The sequence below is a fragment of the Desulfovibrio porci genome, assembly GCF_009696265.1.
Classification (GTDB): Bacteria; Desulfobacterota; Desulfovibrionia; order Desulfovibrionales; family Desulfovibrionaceae; genus Desulfovibrio; species Desulfovibrio porci.
Map to the genome: position 1 here is coordinate 1 of NZ_VUMH01000013.1, position 15,026 is coordinate 15,026.

The window sequence follows — 15,026 nt, forward strand, 5'->3', positions numbered from 1 at the left end:
TCGACCGCGTGCAGTCAATTTGGCATTCTTATGGCTGTTCACCCTGTCCTCGGCTCGGTTTACTGTTGTCTGTCAACTCCAGCTTTACCGGCTTGAGGCAGGGTGAACAACCTATTGGAACATTACATCTAGATCTTTTGAAACGCCCGCTTCAACGCTTCACGGCGAAAGCGAATTTCGCATACGCCTACGCGGCTGCCGGGGCAATTTCAAGAAGAAATTGTCCTATGCCGGATAGCGGGTCACGATAATGCTGGAATTCTGTCCGCCAAAGCCCAGCGAATTGGACATGGCCGCGCGCACATCGGCGGGACGCGCCGTATTAGGCACATAGTCCAGATCGCAAAGCGGATCGGGCGTGGAATAATTCAGGGTGGGCGGCAGAAGCCCCCGGCGGATGGCCTGGATGCAGGCGATGACTTCGGTGAGCCCGCCCGCGCCCATCAGATGCCCCGTGGCCCCCTTGGTGGAACTGACTGGCGGCGCGCCCTCCACACCTCCAAACACGTTTTTGATGGCCAGGGTTTCGGCCCGGTCGCCCAGCATGGTGGACGTGCCGTGCGCGTTGATGTAGCCGATGTCCTTCGGACGCAGCCCGGCCCGTCGCAGGGCCGCGCGCATGCAGGCCGCAGCGCCCGCTCCCCGCGGTTCCGGGGCGGTGATGTGATGCCCGTCGATGGTATTGCCCCAGCCCGCAAGCACCGCCTTGACGTCCGCGCCGCGCGCCAGGGCGTGCGCTTCGGTTTCGATCAGCAGGGCGCCGCCGCCCTCGCCGATGACAAAGCCGTCCCGGTTGAGATCAAAGGGGCGGCAGGCCGTGCGCGGCTCGTCGTTGCGGCGCGAAAGCGCCTTGGCCTGCGCCAGGCTGGAAACCACAATCGGGCATAAAATGCTTTCTCCGCCCATGGCCAGCACGGCGTCGGCCTCGCCGGAGCGCAGCAGCATGGCTGCCGTCATCAGGGCGTCGCCGCCAGCGGAGCAGGCCGTGTTCAGGGTCAGGCTGGGGCCGCGCATGCCGTGGATGATGGCCACCTGCGCCGCCGCCGTATTGCCGATGGCCATGGGGACGAAATGGGGGCTGACCTTATGGGTGGCGCTGGTCCGGAATGCATCCTGGGTGCGCGCCACAGTGGTGACGCCGTCCATGGCCGTGCCCATGACCACGCCCACGCGTTCCGCCTCGGCGGCCACGGCCTCCGCGTCAAGACCGCCGTCGCGCAGGGCTTCTTCCGACGCCGCAAAGGCATACTGCATAAAGGGGGAAGTGCTCCGGGCCACAGTGCGGGGCAGGAGAACGGAGGGATCGAAATCCCGGATTTCGGCGGCAATGCGCACAGGCAGGCCCGAGGCGTCAAAACGCGTGACCGGACCGATGCCGCAGGTTCCGTTGACCAGATTTGCCCAGTACGCGGGCACGCCGATGCCAATGGGGGTGACCGCGCCCATGCCGGTAATCACCAGCGCCATGTCTTTCATACAGCTACCTTTTGGCCGCCGCGCCCTTAGAAGCCGGAACCGGAGGCTGCGCCACCAGATCGCTCAGGGCCAGAATGGTATTGGCGTAGGTCTGTGAGTGATTGTAGGCCATCAGCAGCTTGTGCTGACGGGCCCGTGAAATTCCCGCTTTCCAGCCATGTTTGGCCAGATAGTTGGCCAGGCTGGCCACCGCGTCCGGCACACTGAACAGATCCACCCTGCCGTCGCCGTCGCCGTCCGCGCCATACACGGCGATATTGGACGGCATAAACTGGCAGAGGCCCACGGCCCCGTAAATGGAGCTGGGCAGAGAACGCGGGTCCGCGTTGTCGCGCAAGAGGTGCTGCACCAGGGCGCGCACTTCCTTGTAGGCCCAGTCCGCGCGCTTGGGCATGGTTTCGGCAAACCAGTCCAGATGCTCTTCATAACCGGGCATGCGCGGCAGCCAGTCGCTGATGTCTTGCGGTTGGCGGCTCACGGACATGCTGGCCAGGGTATAGAAGGCGTTTTCCGGCACATCGGCCAGCACCTTGCCCAGGCGCGTCTCCACAAAGAGCAGGGATGCGGCGATGGCCGGCGGCACGCCGTAGCGGGCCTCGGCATGGGCAAAGGCCTGGGCATTGGCCGCGATGAATTCCCGGCAGAGTCGGGCGTTTTTCTGTGTGACCACACCCTTGTAGTAGCGTGGCGCGGGCTTGCCCGAAGGTGGCTTGGGGAAAAAGCGCCGCATGTACAGCTCGCGCATTTTCCGGCCCATGGGGGACTGGCTTGGCGTGGCGGCCAGGGTGGCCAGCAGCGCGTCCACTCGCGGCCCGGACAGGCCGTCAACGGCCAGACGGTCGGCCAGGGGCCGCCAGACCGGGGCCATCGTCTGCATTCCGGCCTGGCTCCCGTTGTGGTCCGCCGCCTCAGCGGCCGGGACCACGGCCTGCGGGGCCGCTTCCGGCGCCGCAGGAACAGCGGGCGCAACGGGAGCTGGAATCGCGGGGTCTGCGGGAAGCCCGGAAGATTCAATGGATGCTGAAGGTATCGCGACGGGAACGTCCGCCGCCTGGGGCGGCAGATCGCGTTCCGTCAAGCTGTCGCTCGTCGCGCCCGCGGCGGGCGGCGTGGAAGCCGTTTGTGCGCCGCCGCAGGCGGCGAGCAGAAGACAGAGGGTCAGCAGAAAACAGCGCGGGCCAAACATCCGGCGAAAACGCCCGCTTTGACGCCGCGGCTGCCAGCAGGACATGGCTTAGAACTCCTGAAGAATCCAGACGACCTTCCCCAGCAGACGCTTGGAAAGCAGATCGGGCGTCAGTGAGGTTTCGGGGAAATCCGACGATTCGGAGCGCAGCAGATAGCCGTCCTGCGTACCGTTGAGAAACACCCGGCGCAGCATCAGGCCCTCATTGGGGGCGAACAGGGTGTAGATCTGGCCGGAAACCACGTTGGTGTCCAGCGTGTCCACGCCCAGATGCGCTCCGGGCAGGATGAGCGGGCTCATGTTGGCCCCGCGCATGCGCAGCACCAGCAGCCCCTCGCGTCCCAGAGAAAGCGGCAGCGAAATTTTGCCCGCCGCCGTCAGCTCGGGCCGGGGTTTCTTGTCACTGTAGGCGCATTGCATGTCATATTCCGTACACACGGAATTCTTGGCCAGAGCATCGCCGTAATAGGCCGCGCTTTCAGCCAGGGAGGCCGGCGCGTCCTGCGGCATGTAGCCCTGCTCGGTGCGCAGGTACATGGGCCCGACGCCCTGCTTGAGCCAGTCGGGGTTGAGTCCGTATTTTTCAAAAAGCTTCATATACCAGTCGCCGGGCACGGAATTGCGCCTCTTGGCGTCTGAGATGCTTGACTGGCGAATATCCAGCACTTCAGCCAGTTCCACCTGGGTGCGGCTGCTGGTCGCCAGTTTGATGCGTTCATATATTTCCGCAAAAACAGGCATGGGAATACTCCATAACGCGGAGGAACCGCGTCATCAGTGTTGCAGATTAAGCAAGGGCGCTTCGTTGGAAAGCACCATCTTGCTATTGTCCTTAAAGGACTTGCGCATAGCCTCCAGCCAACGCTGGTAGGCATAAAATTCAGGAGACTTGCTGTAGGCCTCGGCATAGGTGCCCGCGGCCTGGGCGTCGCCCTTGCCGCGCTCGACCTGCGCTTCACGGGCGGCTTCGGCCACAATCACGGAGCGCTGACGGTCGGCGTCGGAACGGATGCGCGTGGATTCCTCCTCGCCCTCCGACCGGTATTGCTTGGCCTGCCGCTCGCGTTCGGCGCGCATGCGGCCGAAAATGGCGCGCTGGTTTTCCGCCGGCAGGTCCGTGCGCTTGATGCGCACGTCCAGCACTTCCACGCCGTAGGGCTTCATCAGGTCCGAGACCTTGTCGGTCACTTCCTTCATGATGGCCGCGCGGTGCGAGGAAACCACCTCGGTGAGGGTGTACGCGCCCACCAGCGCCCGCAGTTGTGAATAGACCACGTCGTCCAGGCGCGCCTGCGCGCCCGGTATGCTCCGCATGGTACGGTAGAACTGGAGAGGATTGATGATCTTCCAGCGGGCGTAGTTGTCCAGCACAATGGCCTTTTTGTCCACAGTGAAGGCCTCGCGCGAACGCGCTTCGTAATCCAGCACGCGGGAGTCGAAATAGACCACGTTCTGAATGAAAGGCAGCTTGAAATGCAGGCCCGGACCGTACACCTCCGAAAGCGGATCGCCCAGTTGCAGCACCAAGGCTTTCTGGGTTTGATGCACGGTGAAGAAGCACTGGCTTCCCAGAGCCAGGATCACAAGGGCCAGAACGATCAGAAGCAGCGGATTGTTACGCATATCAGTGTTTCTCCACGGGCTTCGGATTCTGGATGATCTGGGAAGCCTGGGGGGTCTTGAAATCCTTGGGCGCCTGCGGCGCGCTCAGGCCGGGCAGCGGCAGATAGGGCAGCACGCGGGAGGCGGCAGCGCCGTCCATCAGCACCTTCTCGCCCGCGCCTGCCAGAATTTCTTCCATAGTTTCATAGTACAGCCGCTGCTTGGTGACCGCGGGGGCCTTCTCATATTCCAGGCGCAGGGCGTCGAAGCGCGCGGCGTCGCCTTCGGCGTTGCGTATGCGGGTGGCGCTGTAGGCCTGCGCCTGGTTGAGCATGGCCGCAGCCTGCCCCCTGGCCTTGGGCAGAAGTTCGTTACGGTAGGCTTCGGCCTCGTTGATGATCCGGCTTTTGTCCTCACGAGCGCTGGCCACATCCTTGAAGGCGTCAATGACCTCCTGCGGCGGATGCACGTCCTGCAACTGCACCGCGAGAACCTGAATGCCCGCGCCGTAGCGGTTGAGGATCTGCTGCAGCAACTGGGTGGCCTCACTCTGGATCTTCAGCTTGCCGTCGGTGATGGCCGAATCGATCTGGCTGTTGCCGATGACCTCGCGCATGGCCGCCTCAGCGGCGTTGCGCACCAAAGCCGTGGGCGCGCTGACATTAAAAAGGTATTGTACGGGATCACTGATCTTGTACTGCACGCTGAACTGCACATTGACGATGTTTTCATCGCCCGTGAGCATGGAGGCTTCCTCGGGGATGGTCCGCACCTGTCCCTGCTGGAAGGTGGTGGACTGCCCCACGGAGCGGAAGCCCACCTCACTGCGCAGCACCTGGGTGACCTGCGGCTTGTAGACCGTTTCAATGGGCACGGGCCAGGCATAATGCGGACCGGGACCCTCCGTGCGGTCATACTGGCCGAAGCGCAGCACCACGCCCTGCTCGTCGGGATTAACAATATAGATGCCCGACAACAGCCAGAGAACCACCACGGCCAGAAGCACCAGCAGCACCGCGCGGCCGTTGGGCACGCGCATCTGCGAGAGGCGCTTGAACGGGTTCGTATCCGGCCCGCCGCCCTTGCCGAAAGGGGTACGCCGCGCGCGCGGTTGCTCGTGCTCAGCGTCGTCGTTGTCCTGATTCTGGGGAGGTCTGGGGGGCGGATTCTGCCCCTGCTGCCGCTGCCGCTTTTCCTGTAATTTATCCCAATCCCAATTCATAGTGGAGGCAATACCTTCGTTTCAGAAGTACGGGGCGCCCGCAGAGGCCCATTAACGCTCACAACGGTGAGGAGTAGTGTTCATAGATAGGACACGAATGCGCCTTGGTCAAGACGGAGTGCGGCACACGCCATTATATGGCGCCAGAGAGGGGGGGGGAAGGGGCGCTTCCCGAGGGAGAAAGGGCGGTGCGGCGGGCGACACGCGGACAAGCTCCGGATTGCGAGAAGCGGGGCTTGTCCGCGCTTCTGCCACGGTTTCGCCGTGAACGGCTCGCGCGCGTCGCTAACGTGACGACTCCGCGTCCGGATTCGCACAAGGGCTGCGCAAAGATCTCCCGGCCAGCGGGATGACGCGCACCACGTGCACCACCTGGGCCTGCACCGCGAAATTGGGCACATATTCATCCTGCCCCGCGCGCGGCATCCGCCCGCTCCCGCCCTGCCAGAGCATGACGGCGAAAAAGCAGGCGCAGCCCAGCAGGGCGGCGCTCAGCAACGCATACGGCGTATTGTTGACGATCATTTGTCTTGCCATGGCAGCCTCCCGGAGCCGGGCGGCATATTTTTCAGCCCGAAGCTCCTGCCTATGGCAAAGCAAGAATCATGCCGGATAGTTCAGACTCCCGTCCGGCTCAGACCTGGCTGATGATCGGCACCACCACCGGGTCGCGTTCCAGCACACGGCGGAAGAAGCGCCGCAGGGAGGAACGGATGCCCTCCTGCATGCGGGTGAGCTGGCCGGGCCGGGCCGCTTCGATTTCGTCCAGCACCAGGCATTTGGCGTCTTCCAGCAAATGGCTGTAGTGCTGCTCGAAGACAAAACCCTTGGAAATCATTTCCGGCCCGTGCAGCACGCTGCCCGTCTCCGAATCCACCACCAGCACCACGATGACCATACCCTCGTCGCCCAGGATGCGCCGCTCCTTGAGCACGGCGGAGCCCACGTCGCCCACGCCCTTGCCGTCCACCAGGGTGCATTCCACGGGCACGCGGTCCTCCAGGCGGAAAGCGTCGGGCAGAACTGTCAGCGGACGGCCGTCCTCCAGAATGATAATTTTTTCCGGGTCCACGCCGCAGCTTTCGGCCAGGCGGCCGTGCTTGACCAGGTGCTGGTATTCGCCATGCACCGGCACGAAATGCTCGGGCCGCACGGCCAGCAGCATTTCGCGCAATTCCTCGCTGTGGGCGTGGCCCGAGGCGTGGATGGCGTGCACGCTTTCATAGAGCACTTCCGCGCCAAGGCGGTACATCTCATTGATCAGGCGGGAAATGGCCTTGGCGTTGCCCGGAATCATGCGCGAACTCATGACCACGGTATCGCCTTTGCGGATACAGAGCTGGCGGTGCCCGCCCAGAACCATGCGCGACAGGGCCGAAAGGGGCTCGCCCTGCGCGCCGGTGACCACCAGCACCAGCTGGTCGTCCGGCAGGTCCGGCACGCCGTTGTGGGCGTTGAAAAAGGAGGGCGGCAGCTTGGCGAAGCCCAGATCCCGCGCCATTTCAATATTGTTGGCCAAGGATTTGCCGCTGATGACCACCGTACGCCCGCGCTCGCGGGCCAGGTCGAAGACTTCCTGGATACGCTGGATATGGCTGGAAAAGAGCGTGATGACGATGCGCCCCTTGGCCGAATCGAACACCTTGCCCAGAGAATCCTTGACCTCCCGCTCGGTGAGCGAACGGCCCTCGCGCATGACGTTGGTGGAATCCGAAAGCAGCAGGCGCGCGCCCTCCGGCCCGGCGAAGTCCCGGAACAGCCGCAGGTCCGTGCCCGAGCCGCCCAGCGGATGGGGATCAATCTTGAAGTCGCCGCTGTGCACCACCCGGCCCACCGGCGTTTCCACGCCCAGGCCGAAGCCCTCAGGGATGGAGTGACAGACCGGAAAGAAATGAAAGGTCAGATCGCCCAGGGGCAGCACCGTCTTCGCGTCCACCGGACAAAGCTCCACCCAGTCCAGAATCTCGTGTTCGCGCAGCTTGTGCTCCACCAGGGCCAGGGTGAAACGCGAACCGTAGATGCGGGTGCCCTTGAGTTCCGGCACCAGCCAGGGCAATGCGCCGATGTGGTCCTCATGCCCGTGGGTGAGCACGATGCCCAGCAGCCTGTCCTTGACGGCGCTCACCGCGCCGAAATGCGGAATGACCACGTCCACGCCCAGATGGGCGTCGTCCGGGAACATCAGCCCGCAGTCCACCATGACCACACCGCCCTCTGTCTCCCAGAGCTGGCAGTTGAGGCCGATTTCGCCGAGACCCCCCAAGGGGGTGATGCTAAGATAGGGTTCGTTCATGCCTGCCGTCGTCTGTTCTTGTCGCGCCGCAAACGGGACGCGCTCCGTATGGATCGGTATGGATCAGCGCCGCATCAGATCTGGATGAAATTCGCCCATGGCCACGTAAATCTGGGCCAGGGCCGTGAGGTAGTCGGCTTTGGCGCCGGTCAGCGAGGCCTGGGCCGTGGTCAGCTTGGAAGAGGCGTCCAGCACGTCGAAGTTGGTGCCCACCTGCTCCTGATAGCGGGCCAGGGCCACGTTGTAGGCCTCCGTGGCCTGCTCCACGCCCTTTTCCGCCACGGAAATGCGCTTTTCAGCCTCATGCACGGCCAGCAGCTTGGACTTGATGTCGTAGCCCACATTGAGCTTCAGATTTTCCTCTTCGTAGCGCATCTTGGTCACCAGCCAGCCCGCCTGTTTGTCGGCGTAATAGGTGGCGCCCCACTGAAAAGCGTTCCAGGTGGCCCGCGCCCCCACCTCCCAGGTGGAGCCGCGCGAACCCCGGTCGCCGGATTTTTGCAGATCCGGGGTGTTGCCGGTCTGGTTGATGTTGTAATAGGCCTCCACCTGCGGATAATAGTCGCTCTGGACCACGCGCTGGTCCTTGCCCGCGATTTCCACGGACTTGGCCGCCATGTAAAGATCCGGCCGCTGGCGGTAGGCGATTTCCAGGCACTGCTCCAGCGAACGCCGGAAAGGCACGTGAGCCAGCTTGCCCGTGTAATTTGCCCTGGCCGTGGCCGGCAGGCCCAGCAGAGTATTGAGCATGGCCAGATAGGTGTCGCGGTTGTTCTCCGCCTGGATCAGCAGATTTTCCGCCTGGCTCACGTTGACCTCGGCCTGAAGCACGTCCAGGCGCGGACGCAGGCCCACGTCATAAAAAGCCGTGGTGATGCGCAACTGGTCGCGCAACCGGGCCAGGGAATCGCGCTCGCTGCGCACGTTTTCCTCGGCGCGCAGATAATTGAGAAAATAGGTCTGGACCTGCTCGGTCATGGCCAGTTCGGCATTACGCAAAGCGGCCTTGTCGCTGTCGGCCTGAAGCGCGGCCTTCTGGTAGGTGGCCAGCAGCTTGAAGCCCTGAAAGACCGGCTGGGAGATTTCCACGGCCCAGCTGTAAGTGCCCAGTTCCGGCGGACGCGTGCTGGCGGGCGAGTTTTTTTTCTCCTGCTTGATCGCCGTGTAGCTCATGCCCAGCTTGGGACCGAAGGCCCCGCGCGCCGACTTGCGCCCCTCTTCCGAGGAACGGCTCTGGGATTCCTGCGCGCCCAGGCTGGGATTGAACTTCAGGGCACGCTGCACGGCTTCGGGCATGCTGACCGCATCGGGCAGGCCCAGATGCGCGTCCTTGGTGTCCGGAGCGCGTTCCCCCGTATACAAGGGCGCGGGAGGAGACTTCATGTCACCGGCGCGGGACGCGGCCTGAGCCGCAGTCAAAGACGGACCGCTGAAAAAGCAGACGAGGCCGAACAGCCAGGCGCCGACGAGCAGACGGCACACGGAAGCGCGGCGCGAAAAAACGAGTATGCGCATGGAACGCAGCATACACATACAGGCGCGGCATTGGCAATACAGACTTTGCTCCGAGCCGACGACGCCAGCCCGCCCTGCTGTCCGCCCCCGCCGCGTCATGGCCGGAGGCCGCCCGGCCGGAGTCTACCCCTCCCGCCGGCTCGTCGTGGAGCCGCGGGGCTTTTTGGCATAAGCGCCGGAGTGCGGACGGCGCGCGCCGAAGCTTCTGGCCTTGCGCGGATACGGACTCTCCGCCCCGCCGTCGTCCACTTGCGCGGTCACCCGCATTCCGCAGATGAACACGCCCCTGTTGAACACGGCCAGCACGTCCTCGGCCAGATCCTCGGCCACCTCCACCACGCTGAACTGTTTGCGGATGCCGATGGCCCCGATATGACGGCTGGAGATGCCGCACTCGCCGGTGATGGCCCCCACCAGCTCACGGGGGGAAACCTTGTTGGCGTGCCCCACGCTGAGCCGCAGCTTGGTCATGGGCGCGGCGTTCCTCTGTTCCCGGGCGCGCGGCTCCGGCCTGCCTTTCGCCGCATGGTTCCGCGCGCTTTCCCGGGGAGGCCGCCGGGCTTCCTCGGCAAAGACGTCAGGCGCGTCGGCGCTGTCCTGCTTGCCGAAATCCCGTTGCATCAGCAGCTTGAGCAGGGCGGCGGACATATCGCGGCCGGTGATCTCGCCTTCCGGGAACTGCTCGGCCAGAAATTCCTCCACCAGCAGCAGCCAGCGGTCCAGAGTGCCGGCCTCGACGGTTTGGCGCACTTCCTCCAGCAGCCGCGAAGTGCGGATATTGTCCACATCCCGCAGGGTGGGCAGGCGGCCCTGGGTGATGCGGGCCTTGGTGCAGCGGATGATGTCGCGCAATTTGTAATGCTCGCGCAGGGTGACGAAGGTGAAGGCGCTGCCCACGCGTCCGGCCCGGCCGGTACGCCCGATGCGGTGCACGTATTTTTCCACGTCGTGCGGCATGTCGTAGTTGATCACCGCGTCCACGTCGTCCACGTCGATGCCGCGCGCCGCCACGTCCGTGGCCACCAGAATGTCGATGCCTTCGGCGCGGAAGCGCTGCATGACCCGGTCGCGTTGCGGCTGGGCCAAGTCGCCGTGCAGGCCGTCGGCCTGATAGCCCCGCTGTTGCAGATGCGTGCTCACTTCATCCACGCTGCGCTTGGTGGAACAGAAGACCAGAGCCTTGCGGAATCCCTGCGAATCCAGCACCCGGCACAGCGCGTCCATTTTCTGGTACGGCCGCACCTCGTAGTAGGTTTGTTCAATGGCCGGGATGGTGAGCATCTTGTGGGCGATGGTCAGCATCTCCGGTTCGCGCAGGAAACGTTTGCTCAACTCCAGGATAGGCGTCGGCATGGTGGCCGAAAACAGCACCCGCTGGCAGCCCGCCGGGGTTTGCTCCAGAATGGCTTCAATATCTTCGCGAAAGCCCATGTCCAGCATTTCATCCGCTTCGTCCAGCACAATGCAGGCCAGACCGTCCAGGCGCAGCGTGCCGCGCTGCAAATGGTCGATGACCCGGCCCGGCGTGCCCACCACCACCTGCGCGCCCTTGCCCAGGGCGCGGATCTGCCGCTCGATGAACTGCCCGCCGTAAATGGGCAGAATCGCGATGTCCCGCTTGCGGGCGGCCAGCCTGTTCAGTTCTTCGGCCACCTGAATGGCCAGTTCGCGCGTGGGACAGAGCACCAGGGCCTGCACGCCTTTTCCGGCACTGGTCTTTTCCAGAATGGGCAAACCGAAGGCCGCCGTCTTGCCGGTGCCCGTCTGCGCCTGCCCCAGCGCATCCCGTCCGGCCAGCAGGGACGGAATGGCCAGAATCTGAATGGGGGAAGGCTCCTCAAAGCCCAAATCCTTAACGGCGTCCAGAAGTTCCCTGGACAAGGCCAAATCTTCAAACGATGCGCTCATGCTTTTCCTGCGGATAAAAATGTACGAAGGAGAGAGCATAGCCTTATCTCGCGCAATGCACAATGAAAGTCCGCACCCGGACCAAAGCCCCGCACCGGACCCCTCATATTTGGAAGCATTCACTCTAAAATTGCAGATTCCGCATGGAGAAGCATCCGGACTATTCATAAAATACATAATAATAACAGCATATTATAAATAAAAATCAACCTGGCATGCTGATTGCTCTTCCATGGCATCACAACCGTGGAGAGGATTATGTTTCTACTGTTATTGGCGGCGGCTGTCTTTGTCGGAGGGCTCATCGGCACTGTGGGCGTGGGCGGCATTCTGCTGATTCCGGCCCTCAGCGCCCTGGCCGGGCTTTCCACCCATACGGCCATGGGCACGGCGCTGTTCAGCTTCATCTTTACCGGCCTGCTGGGCACCTGGCTTTTCCAGCGGCACGGCAGCATCGACTGGCGCATCACCATTCCGGTCTGTCTGGGCGGCCTGCTCTGCGGTTACCCCGGTTCCCTGGCCAACGCGGCGGCCCCGGCCTGGTTGCTCGACCTGCTGCTGGGGGCCGTGATCATCTTCGCGGGCGTCTATGCCCTCTTTCCGGCCAAGGGCGGTTCGCCGGAATACCGGGCCATGAAAGGCCGGGGGAATTTCAGGCAAAAGCTGCTTCTGCTGACCATCGGCGGCGCGGTGGGCTTCGGCTCCGGTCTGACCGGCGTCGGCGGTCCGGTGCTCTCCGTGCCGCTCATGGTCATCCTCGGCTTTTCACCCCTCACGGCCATCGCCACCAGCCAGGTCATCCAGATCACCGCCGCCCTGTCCGGCAGCGCGGGCAATCTGGCCCACGGCTTCATCGACGCCGACGCCGCCGTCTGGGTCACCGCCGCCGAGTTGGTCGGGGTCACGGTCGGCGCGCGTCTGGCCCACAGCATCTCACAGGCATCCCTCAAGAAAGTGGTTTCCGTGGTCTGCATCGTGGTGGGCGCGTTCATCATCCTGCGCGCCTGCATCTAACCTTTTCACCGGCACAGGAGGAATTCCATGCCTATCCGCCTCAAGGAACGCCCCATTTTCATGATCGGCGCCGAACGCTCCGGCACCACCCTGGTCATGGCCCTGCTTGGCTGCCATTCACGCATCGCCGTGCCCGAAGTGGTCTGGTACTACCCGCGCTTCCATCCCTATCTGCACACCTACGGCGACCTCTCCCAGGCAAGCAATTTCCGCGTCCTGGCCGAGGAAATGGTTTTCGGTCTGAAGACCCCCTTCTGGGGCATGAAGGTCAATCCCCGCACCATTGTGGACGAAGTGCTGGAGCTGGCTCCGGAACGCAGCTTCGCCGGGCTCTACGCGGGCATGCACCTGCGCTTCGCCCGGTACGCGGACAAGCCGCGCTGGGGTGAGAAGACGCCGCACAATCTCTATTTTGTGGGTCCCATGCACCATGACTTTCCGGATGCGCAATTTATCTATATCACGCGCGACGGCCGCGACTCCTGCGTGGACTACATGGAATCATCCTTCGGACCCACCAACATTTATTGCGCGGCCCATTCCTGGAAACGCTGCTGGAACGCGGTCAAGGAGTGGCGCGAACCCCTGCGGGACAAGGGACTCTGGCTGGACGTGAAGTACGAGGAGCTGGTGCGCGAACCGCAAAGGGTCATGCGCGGCGTGTGCGAATTCCTGGGCGAAGACTTCGAGGACGGCATGTTCGACTTCTATAAAACCGACCTCTGTCAGGCGCGCGGCGCTTCGCGCGACCACGCCCCGCTGGGCAAACCCATCAGCGACAAATACGTGGGCATTTACAAAGACCTGCTCTCCCGGCGCGACCAGCGCATTTTCGCGGCCGTGGCCGGCAAGGAACTGGAGGAAGCCGGTTACAAAAACGACGTGGACGCGGAAATGCCCGATCAGCGGATGATCGAAAAATACCTGGAATTCGACGGCCGCATCCGCGCCGCCACCCTGGACGGCTTTGAAGGCCATATCGTCTTTGAAAGCTACAACGACTGGCTTATCGACCAGCGCGAGGAACGCCGCAAAAAAGGCGTCTGGAATCCGGCCAATGCCCCGGTGGTCTTCCCGGCCGGAGACCCCGACGAAGAATACATCACGGGTCTGCGCGCGCCCGCCCGCTGGAAAAAGCACTTTTCCATCAAGCGGCGTTATGTGGGTGACGTGGTGCTGTAGCGGCCACGCCCTTTCCGCGCCCCGTCCGTGCGGACCGCGCGGGAACAACGCTCCCCGGCGGGCCGGGCCCCGGCCCGCCGGAACAGCTCCGGAGAAAGCTCATGTCCGATACCCATTCCGCAATGCGCCGCGCTCTGCTTATCCTGAGCGGCCCGGCCCTCCTGCTGCTGGCCCTCTGCCTGCCCTGCTTCGGTCCGCTCAACGCCCGTTTCGGCTTCGGCATCCTGTTCTGGATGGTCTGGTGGTGGATCACCACCGCCGTGGACATCAAACTGACCTGTCTCGTGCCCATTTTCGTGGTCTGCGTTTACAGCTACATGCCGCTGGGCAAGGTGCTGGAGGCCTACGTGCACAAGGAGGCCGCGCTCATTTTCGGCGCCACGGCCATCACTTCCGCCTGGGTGCGCTGGGGGTTCGCCAAACGCCTGGCCCTCAACTTCCTGATGCGCGTCAGCGGCAACGTGCGCGCCCAGACCGCCGGATGGTTCATCCTCTGCGGGGTCACCTCCTTTGTGGTGGGCAACACCACGGTGGCGGCCATGTTCGCGCCCGTGGCCGTGGCCTCGCTGATGTATGCCGGTTACAGCAACAATGAGGAACGCTGGAATTCCAAGGCCGCGTCCAATATCCTCATCGCCGTGGCCTGGGGAGCCAGCGTGGGCGGCATGGCCACCCCCCTGGGCGGCGGCCAGTCCGTGGTGACCTACGGCCTGCTCAACAAATATCTGGGCCACAACATCTATTTCCTCGACTGGACCCTGCGCATGCTGCCCGTTTCCGTTCTGGTGGTGCTGGGCGTGGGCATTATGATGTATTTCATGAAGACGGACCGGGAAAGTTTCGGCGGCAACAAGGAATTCTACCGCCAGGAACTGGCCAAGCTCGGTCCCATGAGCTACGAGGAAAAAGTCTCCTTCTACGGCTTTGCCCTGGCCATCGCCCTGGCCGTGCTCCAGCCGCTCTACGCCCCTTACACCAAGGGTCCGCAGTGGGCCTGGCTCCAGCCCACCCAGCTTTTCTGCATCATTCCCCTGCTTCTGCTCTTCTGGCCCTCACGCGGCGTCAAGGACGAAAGCATTCTTTCCCCCCGGACCTTGCGGGATCATTTCCCGGTGACTATCCTGTTCATGTGGCCCGCGGCCGTGGCCCTGAGCAAAATCCTGGGGGCCACCGGGGCCTCTGCCGTTTTCGGCCAGTGGATCACGCCCTTTGTGGGCATCAGCGACGGTTTTTCCATCGCGGCCTGGAGCGTGGCGGCCAACGCCCTTTCCCAGGTCACCAGCGACACTGCGGCGGCCGGGGTCATGGTTCCGCTGGCCATTGAAGCCATGAACCACTGGAACGGCCTGCAATTCGGCGCCGTGCCCTGGGTCTGGATCACCGGAGCGGCCATCAGTTGGAGCTACGCCGTGGCCTCGGCCACCGGCGCGCAGGGCATTGTGGCCGGTTACGGGGCCAATCTGCGCACCATGTTTCTCTGGGGTCTGGCGGCGGCTGTGATTTCCGTGGCCGTCACCATCCTCTACTTCTGGCTGGCAGTGGTGGTGCTGGGGCTGGACTTCTACATTCTGCCGCCCGCGTAAGGCATCATCTGTTCTTTCCTCCGCATGCCGATCTCCTCCGGGAAG

General features: G+C 63.5%; 12 protein-coding genes. 3 read left to right on the top strand and 9 right to left on the bottom strand.

The window, feature by feature from the left end; genetic code table 11:
• Window positions 1–225 precede the first annotated feature (225 nt).
• The 9 genes from fabF to FYJ44_RS11710 all read right to left on the bottom strand — a co-directional run bounded on the left by fabF (window position 226) and on the right by FYJ44_RS11710 (window position 11,202).
• On the bottom strand, window positions 226–1,476 hold the full coding sequence (fabF, locus tag FYJ44_RS11670; RefSeq protein WP_154512315.1) for a beta-ketoacyl-ACP synthase II: 1,251 nt from the start codon (window positions 1,474–1,476) through the stop codon (window positions 226–228).
• A gap of 4 nt (window positions 1,477–1,480) precedes the next feature.
• Window positions 1,481–2,707, bottom strand: coding sequence for a lytic murein transglycosylase (locus tag FYJ44_RS11675; RefSeq protein WP_154512317.1), 1,227 nt, complete (start codon window positions 2,705–2,707; stop codon window positions 1,481–1,483).
• A 3-nt stretch (window positions 2,708–2,710) separates the two neighbouring features.
• Window positions 2,711–3,403 (bottom strand): LexA family transcriptional regulator, encoded by a 693-nt coding sequence (locus tag FYJ44_RS11680; RefSeq protein ID WP_154512319.1) that lies wholly within the window; start codon window positions 3,401–3,403, stop codon window positions 2,711–2,713.
• Between the two features lie 33 nt (window positions 3,404–3,436).
• Entirely contained in the window at window positions 3,437–4,285 is an 849-nt protein-coding gene (gene hflC / locus FYJ44_RS11685; RefSeq protein WP_154512321.1) for a protease modulator HflC, read from the bottom strand.
• A 1-nt stretch (window position 4,286) separates the two neighbouring features.
• Window positions 4,287–5,486, bottom strand: a complete 1,200-nt coding sequence (gene hflK, locus FYJ44_RS11690) for an FtsH protease activity modulator HflK (protein ID WP_154512323.1) — start codon at window positions 5,484–5,486, stop codon at window positions 4,287–4,289.
• Between the two features lie 285 nt (window positions 5,487–5,771).
• A complete protein-coding gene (locus FYJ44_RS11695) occupies window positions 5,772–6,023 on the bottom strand; it encodes a hypothetical protein (RefSeq protein ID WP_154512325.1) in 252 nt (83 codons plus the stop codon).
• A gap of 97 nt (window positions 6,024–6,120) precedes the next feature.
• A complete protein-coding gene (locus FYJ44_RS11700) occupies window positions 6,121–7,779 on the bottom strand; it encodes a ribonuclease J (protein WP_154512327.1) in 1,659 nt (552 codons plus the stop codon).
• 63 nt (window positions 7,780–7,842) lie between these two features.
• The gene (locus tag FYJ44_RS11705; protein ID WP_154512329.1) at window positions 7,843–9,294 is read right to left on the bottom strand and encodes a TolC family protein; all 1,452 of its coding nucleotides are present in this window, start codon (window positions 9,292–9,294) and stop codon (window positions 7,843–7,845) included.
• A gap of 123 nt (window positions 9,295–9,417) precedes the next feature.
• On the bottom strand, window positions 9,418–11,202 hold the full coding sequence (locus tag FYJ44_RS11710) for a DEAD/DEAH box helicase (protein WP_154512331.1): 1,785 nt from the start codon (window positions 11,200–11,202) through the stop codon (window positions 9,418–9,420).
• 258 nt (window positions 11,203–11,460) lie between these two features.
• On the opposite strand from FYJ44_RS11710, the gene FYJ44_RS11715 reads away from it, so the two are divergent.
• The 3 genes from FYJ44_RS11715 (at window position 11,461) to FYJ44_RS11725 (ending at window position 14,981) form a co-directional block, all read left to right on the top strand.
• Window positions 11,461–12,216, top strand: coding sequence for a sulfite exporter TauE/SafE family protein (locus FYJ44_RS11715; RefSeq protein ID WP_154512333.1), 756 nt, complete (start codon window positions 11,461–11,463; stop codon window positions 12,214–12,216).
• A gap of 27 nt (window positions 12,217–12,243) precedes the next feature.
• On the top strand, window positions 12,244–13,398 hold the full coding sequence (locus tag FYJ44_RS11720) for a sulfotransferase family protein (RefSeq protein WP_154512337.1): 1,155 nt from the start codon (window positions 12,244–12,246) through the stop codon (window positions 13,396–13,398).
• A 101-nt stretch (window positions 13,399–13,499) separates the two neighbouring features.
• Window positions 13,500–14,981: an SLC13 family permease gene (locus tag FYJ44_RS11725; protein WP_154512339.1), complete on the top strand. Its 1,482-nt coding sequence runs from the start codon at window positions 13,500–13,502 to the stop codon at window positions 14,979–14,981.
• Window positions 14,982–15,026: the final 45 nt, after the last annotated feature.